Below are 13,697 nucleotides of genomic sequence, written 5' to 3'. Positions count from 1 at the left end.
ACGATGATCGATGATGATTATGGGTTCGGAATAGAGGACGAGTTGCCGTCAGGGAAAGACCTTCGGGAGGAATATCGGTTAACGGCCCGGGCTCGGGCCTGGATACTGCCGGAATCTCCGGAACCAGAGGTCGAGCCGACTACACCGGATGGCGTGTCCGGCAGACTGGAATGCCAGGTACGTGACATATCGGCCCGTGGAATCAGCCTGTTGTGCGAGGCGTCGCTCAGCATCGGTTCGATTTTGATTGCGGAGGTAAGTCTGGGCGAACACGCAGAGCACTTCCGGCTGAGTGTTGAGGTGATGTGGTGCCGCGAGGCTGAGTGGGGGTACCTGATTGGCGTCCGGGTACTTGAGTCTGATGAAACCGACTATCTGGACTGGATCGAGGCGGTTGCAAGAGCGCTCTCGGAAAGCTGAACGAAAAGAGCCGGCATCGCGCCGGCTCTTTTGCTATGGCGGAAGTCAGGAACCGATCAGGCGTCCATCTCCGCCATGCCGGTGATGTTGAAACCACCGTCCACGTACAGGATTTCACCGGTGATGCCTGAGGCCAGGTCGGACGACATGAAGGCGGCGGCGTTGCCGACTTCTTCTGTGGTCACGTTACGACGCAGGGGGGCCTGCTTGGCGTTCTCGGCCAGCATGCGGCGGAAGCTCTTGATGCCTGAAGCGGCCAGGGTCTTGATCGGGCCCGCTGAGATACCGTTCACCCGGATGCCTTCCTTGCCCAGGCTGGCGGCCATATAGCGTACGTTGGCTTCGAGAGACGCCTTGGCCAGACCCATCACGTTGTAGTTCTGCAGCACCCGCTCGGCGCCCAGGTAGCTCAGGGTCAGCAGACTGCTGCCTTCGTGCATCATCTTACGCGCGCCCTTGGCGAGGGCCACGAAACTGTATGAGCTGATATCGTGGGCAATCCGGAATCCGTCACGGGTGGTGACGTCCACGTAGTTTCCATCCAGCTCATGGGCTGGGGCATAACCAACCGCATGGATGATGATGTCGATGTTGTCCCAGTGTTTGCCCAGTTGCTCGAATACCTGGTCAATCTGCTCGTCGCTGGCGACGTCACAGGGGAAAGTCAGTTTGCTGCCCCATTGTTCCGCGAACTTCTCAACGCGGGACTGCAGTTTCTCGTTCTGATAGGTGAAGGCCATTTCGGCGCCTTCACGAGCGAAGGCCTCGGCAATGCCGTAGGCAATGGAATGTTTGCTGGCGACGCCAACAATCAGTGCTTTTTTGCCACTGAGGATTCCCATGGGTTTCTGCTCCCTGTGTTCCGTGGTTTCGGCGCATTATCCCCGACCTGCCAGGGTCGGGTAACGCTCAATTGGTCGTAGACTGATAGAAAAATGCGGCATTCAGCAGTTCCCGGGTATACGGCTGTTGCGCTTCCCGGAAAATGGTCTCTGCATCGCCGTATTCCACAATCCGGCCTTGCCTGAGTACCAGCAGTTTGTGGCTGAGTGCGCGAACAACGGCCAGATCATGACTGATAAAGATGTAGCTTAGCCTATATCGGGCCTGAATTTCCCGTAAAAGCTCGATCACCTGCTTCTGTACCGTTCTGTCCAGGGCGGAGGTGGGTTCATCCAGAATCATCAGGTCTGGCTGGAGAACCAGCGCGCGTGCTATGGCAATACGCTGGCGCTGGCCGCCGGAGAATTCGTGTGGATACCGATGCCGTGCGTCTGGATCCAGCCCCACATCCTGAAGGGCCTGGATAACTCTGGCTTCGTGCTGCCCGGAACTCCCGGACTCGTGGATTTCCAGTCCTTCACGGATGATTTCTTCAACGGACATCCGCGGGCTGAGGCTGCCAAACGGATCCTGGAAGACAATCTGAACGCGCCGGCGCCATGGCCGGAACGCTTTCTGGGAAAGGGCGGACAGCTCTGTGCCGCAGAGGCTGAACTGGCCTGTGCTCGGAGTGAGTTTCAGCAAGGCGTGGCCCAGTGTGGTTTTGCCACTGCCACTTTCGCCGACAATACCGAGGGTTTCACCGGCCCGCAGCTCGAAGCTGGCATCCTGTACCGCGTGGAAGCTTTCTTTTACCTTGCCCAGCAGGGTCTTGCGAATGGGGAAATGCACATTCACGTTGTTTACGGTCATCAGGGTTTCGGTACCACTGGTGGCTGGCAGAGGGTGCTCCGGTGGTTCCGCGTCAATGAGTTTACGGGTGTAGGTATGAGAGGGCGACCTGAACAGCGCTTCTGTCGCGCCTTGTTCGACCATTTTTCCCCGTTCCATCACCACCACGTAATCGGCATACCGGCGGACGATGCTCAGATCGTGGGTAATTAACAGCACTGCCATGCCCAGCTTCTGCTGCAATGATTTCAGCAACTCCAGCACCTGTTTCTGAACCGTCACATCCAGTGCCGTGGTGGGCTCATCCGCAATCAGCAGATCGGGTTCATTGGCCAGCGCCATGGCAATCATTACCCGCTGTTTTTGCCCACCCGATAATTGGTGTGGGTAGCTCGTCAGGCGGGTCTCCGGGGCCGGAATCCCGACCAGTTCCAGTAATTCCAGGCAGCGTTTACGGGCCTGGGGGCCGCGCATGCCTTTGTGTAGTTCCAGGGTCTCGCAAATCTGCTTTTCAACGGTATGCAACGGATTGAGCGAGGTCATCGGCTCCTGGAAGATCATGCTGATATGCCGGCCACGAATCTGACGCAGGCGCTTTTCCGGCGCCTGCAGCAAGTCTTCGCCCTTGTAGAGGATCTGTCCGGCGGGATAATCCGCATGACGTTCATCCAGCAGCCGAAGTATCGACAGGGCAGATACCGACTTGCCGGAGCCGCTTTCGCCAACCAGCGCGAGAGTCTGGCCTTTGTCGATGCTGAATGACAGCCCGTCAACCACCCGTGGGCCGTGGTCGAAGGTGATGGACAGGTCCGAGATGGAAAGCAGGTCACTCATATCAGTTCTTTCTCGGGTCAAAGGCATCGCGAACCGCTTCTCCCACAAACACCAGCAGCGTAAGCATGACGGCCAGTGACACGAATGCGGAAATACCCAGCCAGGGTGCATGAAGGTTGGCTTTACCCTGGGCAATCAGCTCGCCCAGTGACGGTGAACCCGAGGGCAGGCCGAACCCCAGGAAATCCAGAGACGTGAGCCCGGTTATGGCGCCGGTGAGAATAAACGGCATGAACGTGAGGGTTGCCACCATGGCATTGGGCAGAATGTGCCGGAACATGATTCTGCGATTGTCCAGGCCGAGCGCTCTGGCGGCTTTCACATACTCGAAGTTACGGGCGCGGAGAAACTCAGCCCTGACCACATCCACCAGCCCCATCCAGCTGAACAGCAGCATGATGCCCAGCAACCACCAGAAATTGGGCTGAACAATCGAAGACAGAATGATGAGCAGGTACAGCATAGGCAAACCAGACCAGATCTCGATAAAACGCTGGCCAAACAGATCGATCTTGCCACCGTAGTAGCCCTGCAGTGCACCAACGGCAACGCCAACGATGGAGCTGGCGATGGTGAGCGTCAGGCCGAACAACACCGAAATGCGAAAACCATAGATCACCCGGGCGGCCACATCCCGACCCTGATCATCGGTTCCCAGCCAGTTCTCGGCGCTGGGCGGCGCAGGTGAGGGAACAGTCAGATCGTAGTTGATGGTGTTATAGCTGAAGCGGATGGGAGGCCAAAGCATCCAGCCATTGCTTTCGATTTCGCCCGCTATGAAGTCATCGCGATAATCGGCTTCCGTGGGCAGAAACCCACCAAAAGTTTCTTCGGGCACCTGCTGAATGACGGGAAAGTACCAGTTGCCGTGGTAGGAAACCACAAGGGGTTTATCGTTGGCGATCAGTTCGGCACATAGCGAAAGGCCAAACAGCACCAGAAAAATCCAGAGACTCCAGAAACCGCGCCGGTTGGCGGTAAAGTTATTGAGTCGTCTGCGCTGAATCGGCGAGAGGGTTGCCATGATTACGCACCCTCCCGGCTTTCGAAATCGATGCGCGGATCAACAGCGACATAAGTGAGATCGCTGATCAGCTTCATGACCAGCCCCATCAGCGTCAGGATGTAGAGAGTGCCGAAAATGACCGGATAATCCCGGTTGAGGGCAGCTTCAAAACCAAGCAGGCCGAGGCCGTCCAGCGAGAAGATTACCTCAATCAACAACGAGCCGGTAAAGAACAGCGCCACCAGAACGCCGGGCATACTGGCAATGACAATCAGCATGGCATTGCGGAACACATGGCCATAAAGCACCTGCTTTTCTTCCAGGCCCTTGGCTCTGGCGGTGACCACATACTGCTTGCTGATTTCGTCCAGAAACGAGTTCTTGGTCAGCAGCGTGAGGGTAGCGAACCCGCCGATCACGTTTGCGGTCACGGGCAGGGCGAGATGCCAGAAATAATCAGCAACCTTCTGGTACCAGGTCATCTGGTCAAAATCCGGCGAGGTCAGGCCCCGGAGCGGGAACAGATCGAAATAGCTACCGCCGGCAAACAATACGATCAGCAGGATGGCAAACAGGAATCCGGGAATGGCGTAGCCGACCACGATCGCAGAACTGGTCCAGACATCGAACCGGGAGCCATCTGTGACCGCCTTACGGACGCCCAGTGGAATGGACACGAGGTAGATAATCAGCGTGGACCAGAGGCCGAGTGAAATGGAGACCGGCATCTTGTCGAGAATCAGTTCGACGACGCTTCTGTCCCGGAAAAAGGAATCGCCGAAATCGAAGGTGGCGTAATCGCCCAGCATTTTGAAAAAGCGTTCGTGCGCAGGCTTGTCAAAGCCGTACATGGCCTCAAGTTCTTCCAGAAGTTCGGGCGGCAGGCCCCGGGAGGCCCGGCTGTCTCCGGAACTGCTTGCCACTTCACTGCCGACATCGCCACCACCGGCGCGCGCCAGAGCGCTGCTGCCGTGGCCTTCCATCTCCGCGAGAATCTGTTCAATGGGGCCACCGGGAGCGGCCTGAACAATGACAAAATTCAACAGCATGATCCCCACCAGGGTGGGGGTGATCAGGGCGAGGCGGCGGAGTATGTAAATGCCCATTCAGGGAGCAGTCCTTACTACAGCGTCGTGATAGCGAACGGTATCAGCGTTCAGTCCACCAGTTGTTAAGGTCGATGCCGTTCTTGGGCGTGTTGGCCGGGCGTTTCAGATGGTTCCAGTAGGCCACCCGATCCTTGCGCAAATGCCAGTGCGGGATCACGTAATGGCCATTCAGCAGTACACGATCCAGCGCGTGCACCCGGTGTACAAGCTCTTCCCGGTCCGGCGCCTGAATGACCATGTTGACCAGTTCATCGATGACGGGATCGCTAACGCCCATGAAATTGCGGGAGCCGGTTACATCGGCATTACTCGAGTGCCAGTAGTCCCGTTGTTCGTTACCCGGAGAATCAGATTGAGGCAGCACCTGGGTGATCATGTCGAAATCAAAACTCCGAACCCGCTGAACATACTGGTTGCTGTCGACCAGGCGCACCGAGACGTCGATACCTAACTTTCCAAGATTCTGTTTGAAGGGCAGAACCACTCGTTCAAAGCTTTTCTGGAACAGAAGGATCTCGAATGCCAGTGGTTTGCCGGTCTCCTGATGGACCATTTTGCCATTCTTGATCTGATACCCGGCTTCCGTCAGGAGTTTCAGTGCGGTACGCAGATTGTCCCGCAGGCTGACGCCGTTTCCGGTATCCGGTGGGACATAGGCCTCTGTGAAAACGTCGGGGCTTAGTTGATCTTGATAGGCTTCAAGAATTTCAAGCTCTCGCCCTTCAGGCAAGCCCGACGAGGCAAGATCGCTGTTCTCAAAATAACTGCTGGTGCGAGTGTACTGGCCAAAGAACAGGTTCTGGTTGGCCCACTGGAAATCAAAACCGTAGGTCAGCGCCTCCCGAACCAGAGGATCCTGAAACACCGGCTTGCGGGTATTGAAGATAAAGCCCTGCATGCCGGTGGGGCGGTGGTGCTCAATGGCTTCTTTCTCAATATCGCCGCTCTCGAACTGACGACCGGTATAGGCAGTGGCCCAGTTCTTGGCGGAGGTTTCCTGGCGGAAATGGAAATTACCGGCTTTGAAAGCCTCCAGGGCGACGGTGTCGTCGTTGTAGTATTCATAGGAAATGGTGTCGAAGTTAAAACGGCCTTTACGTACATCCAAATCTTTTGCCCAGTAGTCGTCAACCCTCTGATAGGTAATGGAGCGGCCTGCGTCAAAAGAGGCAATCCGGTAAGGGCCACTGCCCACCGGGATGGTCAGGCCGCTGCTTTCAAACTCTCGATCCTGCCAGAAATGTTCTGGCAGGACGGGCATCTGGCCAAGAATCAGGGGCAGTTCCTGATTGTTGGTTTGGGCAAAGTCAAAGCGGACCCGGTGACTGTTTTCAATGGTGACCTTGTCTACATCCGCGTAGTAGTTGCGGTAAAACGGGTGGCCTTCGGTGGTCAGAATCCGGTAGGAAAACTCCACGTCTTCAGCGGTGATTGGTTCACCGTCCTGGAAGCGGGCCTCTTTATTCAGATTGAAGATGACAAAGCTGCGGTCTTCCGGCACTTCAACGGATTCGGCAATCAGCCCATATTCGGAAAACGGCTCGTCGGCAGAAGACTCCAGAAGGGTATCGTACACGTAGGCGTTAATACCCGCCGCAGAGATACCCCGGATGACAAAGGGGTTAAAACTATCGAAGCCGTTGGCAACCACGGATAACTTCAGTTCGCCGCCTTTCGGGGCCTCCGGGTTGACGTAGTCGAAGTGACTGAAATCCGCAGGGTACTTCAGTTCACCGTGCATGGCGATGCCATGCACAGGAGTGGGGTTTTCGGTGACGCCTTCATCGGCTGAGGCGAAACAGGCAGACGCTGCCAGAGCCAGCGTCGCGGTAATTCTGGTCAGCAAGGGTGCTTCTGGTTTTTTTGTCATGGTTCTCGCACGTTACGGACTGTTTCTTATGTCCACGTAGAGTACCAGACTTTGGCCGGGTTGGAGATAACGGTCCGTATTAAGATCGTTCCATGATGCGATGTCACGCACATTCACCGAAAACCGGCTGGCGATGGCGGACAGGGAGTCGCCGCTGCGAACCCGGTATCCCACCTTGCGCACCATGGCCTTGCCACGGGTATTCGAAGCTACCATGGTCGGCTTTGAAGTTTTCGACCAGATGACCAGTTCCTTGCCTGGAATCAGGGGGTCTCCCGGTGCCATGCCATTCCAGGCAGCCACTTCCCGAACCGAAACCCGGTGCTCCCTGGCGATATCCCAGAAGGTATCGCCCCGGCGCACGGTGTACCGTACCTTGTTGCCGCTGCGCTTGCGATCCTGTGTCCGCTCCAGTCGCTGGGCCTGGCTTAGCGCATAGGCGTCGGAGCCCTTGGTGGAAGACGGAATCAGCAGTTGCTGGCCAATCCGGATCAGGTCACTGTTGAGTTTGTTGACCTGTTGAATGACCGATGGGGTAGTGGCGAACTTGCGGGCAATGGTGTTCAGGCTGTCACCCTTGCGGACTTTATAGTTCTGCCAGGATACACGCTGTTCGCTTGGGAACTCTGACAGTGCGGTTTGGAATGCCTCGGCCTGTTGCTTGGGTACCAGCAAGCGATGGGGGCCATCCGGATTGGTTGCCCAGCGATTGTAGGACGGGTTCAGCAGATAGATTTCATCAATATCCACGCCAGCTAATTCTGCGGCCTGGGCCAGATCCAGCTGGGAGCCGGTATCCACCACTTCGAAATACGGTTCGTCTTTTAATGGTGGCAGGTCGATACCGTAGGCTTTCGGATCGTCGAAAATTTTTGCCAGGGCAATCAGTTTGGGCACATAGTGGCGGGTCTCCGTCGGTAATGTCAGAGACCAGTAATCTGTGGATTTTCCGGCGTTGCGGTTACGACGCATGGCGCTGGATACGGTCCCGCCCCCGGAATTATAAGCGGCCAGGGCCAGGGTGTAATCGCCATCGAACCGGTTGGCCAGGCGCTCCAGGTAAGTCAGGGCAGCATCGGTAGCCGCAATCACGTCCCGTCGGTCATCATGCCACCAGCTTTGGGTCAGCCCGAAGTATTTGCCGGTAGACGGGATGAACTGCCAAAGCCCGGCAGCGCGACCGTGGGAGTAGGCAAAAGGATCAAAGGCGCTTTCTACCACTGGCAACAGAGCCAGTTCGCTGGGCAGGCCGCGTTTTTCGGTTTCATTGATAATGTAATGCAGGTACCGGGAGCCTCTTTCCACCACGCGATCGATGTAACGGGGGTGGCGCACGTACCAGTCCAATTGAGCCTGTACCCTGGCATTGTCGACGGAGTGGTCCATGGTGAAACCGTCGCGAAGTCGTGACCACAGATCGTCTGTTCTGGTGGATGCGTCAGATTGCCGGGCGGGATTGTCCAGTTTTTCCCGAGCTTGCTGGGCCTTGGCCTGAAGCTCCGGGGAGATGGCGTCATCTAATGGTGCCCCGCTGGCACTGTCCTCTCCATTGCCGGCAGCGACGTCAGCCTTGAGGTCCTCATCGCCCTTGGCAACAACCACTTGCTGTGAGTCCAGGGGGTCTTTTTGCTGATTCTTTTCCTCGGTCCCGAACCAGGCCGAAGGTGTATGCCAGTTTTCGACGATCTGACTGGTACTGCAGCCGCTGAAAAGGGTTGACGCGAGAAGAATGAAGGGCAGTCGTTTTACCGGCATAAACACAGGGTTCCGGGTGGAGCCGGCGGGTATCTGTAAAAATAGCCGGCATATTTAACAGGTTACGTTCGATAATTGCTCGAAATTCTATGGGAGCGCTTTCCGGGCGGTCAAGCTGAGCCATGTTACGGCTGTGAGATAAATTGTTAAGCAGTGACCGCCCGCACGCTCAGAAGTTGTCTTTGCCGTGCCGCACGGCTGCAAAAACCGCACAATCCGAGCCGGTGGCAAGGCGGTGTGTGGTGCTGTAGTTCTCGGCGGCCTCTATGACCATGGCATCATCCCACCGAAGGAATGGATTCAGCTGTTTCTCCTGGCCAATCGTGGTCGGCACGGTGGGCTTACCCCGTTCCCGAAGGTCTTTGCAGGCGTTCTCAAACTCGGCCAACGCCTTATCTTCGGGTAGCCAGTGACGGGCGAAGCGAAGGTTTGCCAAGGTGTATTCATGAGCACAGTATACTGCAGTGTCATCCGGAAGGTCCCGCAGGGTCTGGAGCGAGGTGTGCATCTGCTCCGGTGTGCCTTCGAACAGTCGTCCGCAGCCGCAGACAAACAGTGTGTCGCCGCAGAACAGGACGGGTTTGTCATTTACCTGGGTGTCGCTGTAATAGGCAATATGATCCAGTGTATGGCCGGGAACTGCCAGGACATTGAACGTGATGCCTTCCCAGACGACTTCATCGCCGGCATGGACCGTGTTTGTGGCACCCTTGAAGGGCGAATCAGTCGGGCCAACAATACGGATGTCCGGATACTGTTGCTGAAGCTCTTTCACACCGCCGGTGTGATCCGGGTGGTGATGGGTGATCAGGATAGTGTCTGCTGAGAAACCGCTGTCACTGAGATAATCCAGCACCGGCTTTGCCTGGCCGGGATCGACTATCAGGGTCTTGCCGGACTCAAGGTTGGTAAGGCACCAGATATAGTTGTCTGAGAATGCCGGAACCGGATGAATGCGCAAGGTGGCCACCCCATGTGTTCAATGAATGTGCCTGTTATGATAATGCAACAGCGAGTACAGCCCAAGGAGCGGCAGGTTGCTCGAGCAATCAAGCCTTTAGTGGACCGGGTAGGGGAGCCAGCGTGACAACCAGCGGCGTGATTGACTATTCAGCACGACATGAGAGTTTTGAACGTTGGGTGCAGACCCCCCTTGGCCGCTCCCTGCTGGCCAGCCAGAGAGCAGTACTTGATAAGGAGCTGCAAGGCCTTACCGGGGCAAGACAACTTCAGGTTGGCCTGAGTCACCGATTGCCTTTGGCGAGTGGTACCGATTTTGCCCAGAAGATTATTACCTGCCCGGCCTGGCATGCCCATATGCCGGAGGGCGTGGCGGTTTGTGATGCAGACGAGTTGCCGTTTCCCGGTGATTCCATGGATCTTGTGATCCTTCATCATACGGCCGACTTTTCCCCGGATCCGCACCAGGTGCTTCGCGAGTCCGCCCGCGTATTGCGAGGTGAGGGGCGCATCGCTCTGGTTGGGTTCAACCCCCTCAGTCTCTGGGGCGTACGAAGACTGGTTTCCCGCCATCGGTTTGGCCCCTGGGGTGGTCGGTTCCTGATGCGATCACGAATGGAGGACTGGCTCAGGTTGCTGGGGTTCGAGCTGGAAAACAGTGGCACCTATTTCTGTACCCTTCCGCTGCAGCGAAAACACGGGGCATCCGGAAGACGCCAGCGTTTGGCCGCCAGTAGCCGCCCTCATTTACTGCCCACGGGCGCCTATTACTGTATCCTTGCGCGCAAACGCGAATACGCCCGGATCCGGACCAGGGCATCCTGGCGCAAGGGCAAGGTAATATCTTTGCCCGGAACCGTGGGGGTATCCAGTGGCTGTGCCAGCCATAGCTCAGGCAGGGTGGACAGGCGGAGAACAGAACAGGAGCAGTAATGGCTGGTAAGGTAGTGATGTATACCGACGGAGCCTGTAAAGGTAACCCTGGGCCCGGGGGGTGGGGTGTCGTATTGCGCTATGGCGATGCGTGCAAGACCATGCACGGTGGCGAGCTGCAGACCACGAATAACCGGATGGAACTGATGGCGGCCATTCGAGGCTTGAGGGAGCTCAAGCGCGCTTGCCAGGTGGAGTTGTATACGGACTCACAATACGTGCGCAAGGGCATTACCGAATGGATGAGCGGCTGGAAGCGCAATGGCTGGAAAACCTCGGCAAAGAAACCGGTCAAGAATGCGGATCTGTGGCAGGAGCTCGATGCTGAAACTGCCAGGCACACCGTTAACTGGCATTGGGTGAAGGGACATTCAGGGCATCCTGATAACGAGTTGGCGGATGAGTTGGCCAACCGCGGAGTCCGCGAACTGAACGGGGCCTGAACCCTGGCCCCCTGGAAAACCGATTAATGAGCAGTGAGTGAGAGCGCAGTTGCATGAGACAGATCGTACTGGATACCGAAACCACGGGTATTGATCCGAACGAAGGTCACCGCATTATCGAAATTGGTTGCGTGGAAGTGATCGAGCGCGAGCTGACCGGTCGCAACTATCACGTATACATTAACCCTGAGCGGGAGGTAGAAGCGGAGGCTATCACCGTTCACGGTATCACCAATGAATTTCTGGCCGACAAGCCAAAATTTGCGGAGGTTGCCGACGAGTTCTTTGAGTTCATCAAGGGCGCAGAGCTGGTCATCCATAACGCCGCGTTCGACGTGGGCTTCATGGACTCCGAATTCGCCCGCCTGAAACCGGTTCGGAAAACAGCAGACCACTGCGGCATTGTCGATTCACTGGCCATTGCCAGGAAAAAGCACCCGGGCCAGAAAAACAATCTCGACGCCCTGTGCAAGCGCTATGGAGTGGATAACTCCAACCGTGACCTTCACGGGGCATTGCTGGACGCCGAGATTCTGGCAGACGTCTATCTGTTGATGACCGGCGGTCAGACCGCGCTGTCCCTGGATGCCGGCTCCGGCGATGAAGGTGGCGATGGCGGTATTCGCCGGATCTCCGGTGAGCGCGCGCCGTTGGCGGTGGTTCGGGCCACCAGTGATGAAGCCTCTGCCCATGATGAGTTCATGGCGATGATGGAGAAGCAGGCCGGCGAAACGGTGTGGTCCCGGTTGCAGGCAACAGAATGAGAACCACGTTCAGCTGTACCATTTGTTACATTCCGGCTTTCTTGAGCTACTTGAGTTTTGTGTTATAAGTAATGATAAGTTCGCCAGTTTTTTGCGAACCGTTCAGATATGGGCAAGGGCTGCCTCGCTGAACAGGAAGGACCTGCCCCTATGCAGGCTGCAGTTCATGAACAGGATGCGGTAGTCTCCGCAAATTAACAGGAAGCGTTTATGGTTCAATCGTCTCTGGCGACGAAATCGCAGTCGTTTGATCTGGTCAAAAGTGAAATCGAACAGACCATCAAGCAGGCAGAATCCAGCCTTGAGCGCTTTCAGGAAAACCGCGAGAGCGGGGAAGATCTGCAGAACTGTGTTGATTACCTGAACCAGCTTCGGGGAATCTTCATTCTGGTGGAGCTCCGGGGCGGAACCCTGCTTTGCCAGGAGGCGGTTAATCTCGCCAATGATGTGCCAGTTGGTGCCAACGACGACAAGAATATACTGCTGACAGCACTTAACAGCGCGCTGTTCATTCTCCGCCGTTACGTCGAGTACTACCATCAGCAACGTGAAGATCATCCCGAGCTGCTGCTGCCCGTGATCAATGATCTGCGTGAAGCCCGTCGTGAGAAACCTTATCCCGAATCCTGCTTCTTTGATATCGACATCAAGGAGCGCCCGGACTTTTGCAGCGATCTGGGACTCAGGCCCATGGATGATGCAGAGTCTGAATATGAAATCCTGGCCCGTCGCATGCGCCTGACCTTCCAGGTGGCACTGCTCGGCATTCTCCGCGAGCGCAACGAAGCGGTTAGCAAGAAGCTCATTGCCAGGGCTGCCCGTGGTCTCGCACGGCTGTGTCAGGGAGTGCCTATGGGGCAGATGTGGTGCCTGCTGGCGTTGGTCTCCGATACCATGCTGGATCGTGCCATGGGCTTTAGCAAGGCCCGCAAGCGTCTGCTGATGCGAATCGAGAAATACGCGCGGGAAGTGGTGTATGTCGGCAAGGTAGCTACCGCCAAGGACGCCCCCGAATCGCTGATCAAAGATCTGGTCTATCTGCTTTACCGCAGTGGCTCAGCCAACCCTGAGGTGACGCGGGTACTCTCTGCTTATCAGCTCGGTCCTGCCGAATTCCCGGACGCACTTCTTGAGGCTCATTCCCGGCGCCTCTATGGCCCTGGCACGGATGTGCTCAAATCCCTGTCTGAAGCCTTGCAGGAAGAGCTTAATCAGCTGAAAGACAAGCTGGACATCATCGAGCGCGGAATAGAACCGGATCTGGCCGAACTTGCCTCGATTGCCGATACTCTGGAGCGCCTGGCCAATACGCTGGTGATGCTCGATCTGAACCGCCTGGCCAGTATTTCCCGTGAAGAAGCGGCCAAACTGCGTAAATGGGAAGAGGAAAACCGCCTGCCGGCGGAGGAGGAGCTCTATCGTCTGGCGGATTCCGTGCTGGGGGTAGAGGATGCGGTCATGCAGATTGTGACCCGTGGCATTACCTCAGAGACCGATGCCCTTGCTGGTGCAGACCGGAGCCGGGACGAATCCGTGTATCTGCAGGAAGCCATCTGGGTAGTAGCGGACGAGGCCCGTAGTGCGTTGACCCTTGCCAAGCGAGCGATTACAGCGTTTATCGAATCTGATTACGACAAGCTTCATCTGGCCAACCTGCCGGGGACGCTGCGCAGTATCTGGGGTGGCTTGCAAATGGTGGACGACCCCATTGCAGCAGACGTCATTGCCAGAGTGGCGACGTCTATTCAGGAGCGCTTGCTGGATGCCCGGGAAGCGCCCGCGTCACAAGTGCTGGAAGCGCTGGCAGATGCTCTCACTTCTCTTGAATACTACATTGAAGGCGTTGGTCGGCGGGAAGATCGGAATATTGACCTGCTCAAGCTGGCTCAGAGTTCGCTGGACGACGTTGGTCTGTAGGTGCCAAGGTTG

Annotated in this window: 12 protein-coding genes; 5 read left to right on the top strand and 7 right to left on the bottom strand. The window is 56.6% G+C overall.

Annotation, left to right across the window (positions count from 1 at the left end):
• Positions 1-3: 3 nt before the first annotated feature.
• Complete coding sequence (locus C7436_RS02315) at positions 4-420, top strand: PilZ domain-containing protein (protein WP_121206563.1); 417 nt, start codon at positions 4-6, stop codon at positions 418-420.
• A gap of 56 nt (positions 421-476) precedes the next feature.
• Here the strand turns inward: C7436_RS02315 and C7436_RS02310 are convergent, their stop codons facing one another.
• The 7 genes from C7436_RS02310 to gloB form a co-directional block, all read right to left on the bottom strand.
• Complete coding sequence (locus C7436_RS02310) at positions 477-1,262, bottom strand: enoyl-ACP reductase FabI (protein WP_014421393.1); 786 nt, start codon at positions 1,260-1,262, stop codon at positions 477-479.
• Positions 1,263-1,329: 67 nt separating this feature from the next.
• On the bottom strand, positions 1,330-2,928 hold the full coding sequence (locus C7436_RS02305) for an ABC transporter ATP-binding protein (RefSeq protein WP_121206562.1): 1,599 nt from the start codon (positions 2,926-2,928) through the stop codon (positions 1,330-1,332).
• A 1-nt stretch (position 2,929) separates the two neighbouring features.
• A complete protein-coding gene (locus tag C7436_RS02300) occupies positions 2,930-3,952 on the bottom strand; it encodes an ABC transporter permease (RefSeq protein WP_121206561.1) in 1,023 nt (340 codons plus the stop codon).
• Positions 3,953-3,954: 2 nt separating this feature from the next.
• Positions 3,955-5,040, bottom strand: a complete 1,086-nt coding sequence (locus tag C7436_RS02295; protein ID WP_121206560.1) for a microcin C ABC transporter permease YejB — start codon at positions 5,038-5,040, stop codon at positions 3,955-3,957.
• Positions 5,041-5,083: 43 nt separating this feature from the next.
• Positions 5,084-6,913, bottom strand: a complete 1,830-nt coding sequence (locus tag C7436_RS02290; RefSeq protein ID WP_121206559.1) for an extracellular solute-binding protein — start codon at positions 6,911-6,913, stop codon at positions 5,084-5,086.
• Positions 6,914-6,925: 12 nt separating this feature from the next.
• Complete coding sequence (locus C7436_RS02285; RefSeq protein WP_121206558.1) at positions 6,926-8,668, bottom strand: LysM peptidoglycan-binding domain-containing protein; 1,743 nt, start codon at positions 8,666-8,668, stop codon at positions 6,926-6,928.
• A 169-nt stretch (positions 8,669-8,837) separates the two neighbouring features.
• Positions 8,838-9,629 (bottom strand): hydroxyacylglutathione hydrolase, encoded by a 792-nt coding sequence (gene gloB / locus C7436_RS02280; RefSeq protein ID WP_121207022.1) that lies wholly within the window; start codon positions 9,627-9,629, stop codon positions 8,838-8,840.
• 122 nt (positions 9,630-9,751) lie between these two features.
• Here gloB and C7436_RS02275 point away from each other — a divergent pair, with 122 nt between their 5' ends.
• The 4 genes from C7436_RS02275 (at position 9,752) to C7436_RS02260 (ending at position 13,685) form a co-directional block, all read left to right on the top strand.
• The gene (locus C7436_RS02275; RefSeq protein ID WP_121206557.1) at positions 9,752-10,561 is read left to right on the top strand and encodes a class I SAM-dependent methyltransferase; all 810 of its coding nucleotides are present in this window, start codon (positions 9,752-9,754) and stop codon (positions 10,559-10,561) included.
• Positions 10,561-11,004 (top strand): ribonuclease HI, encoded by a 444-nt coding sequence (rnhA, locus tag C7436_RS02270; RefSeq protein ID WP_011785020.1) that lies wholly within the window; start codon positions 10,561-10,563, stop codon positions 11,002-11,004. Before C7436_RS02275 ends, rnhA begins: the two co-directional genes overlap by 1 nt.
• A 53-nt stretch (positions 11,005-11,057) precedes the next feature.
• On the top strand, positions 11,058-11,768 hold the full coding sequence (dnaQ, locus tag C7436_RS02265; protein ID WP_011785019.1) for a DNA polymerase III subunit epsilon: 711 nt from the start codon (positions 11,058-11,060) through the stop codon (positions 11,766-11,768).
• Between the two features lie 210 nt (positions 11,769-11,978).
• Entirely contained in the window at positions 11,979-13,685 is a 1,707-nt protein-coding gene (locus C7436_RS02260; RefSeq protein WP_121206556.1) for a chemotaxis protein, read from the top strand.
• Positions 13,686-13,697: the final 12 nt, after the last annotated feature.

Source organism: Marinobacter nauticus (assembly GCF_003634635.1).
Classification (GTDB): Bacteria; Pseudomonadota; Gammaproteobacteria; order Pseudomonadales; family Oleiphilaceae; genus Marinobacter; species Marinobacter nauticus.
This window is presented reverse-complemented; position numbering and strand designations above follow the sequence as displayed.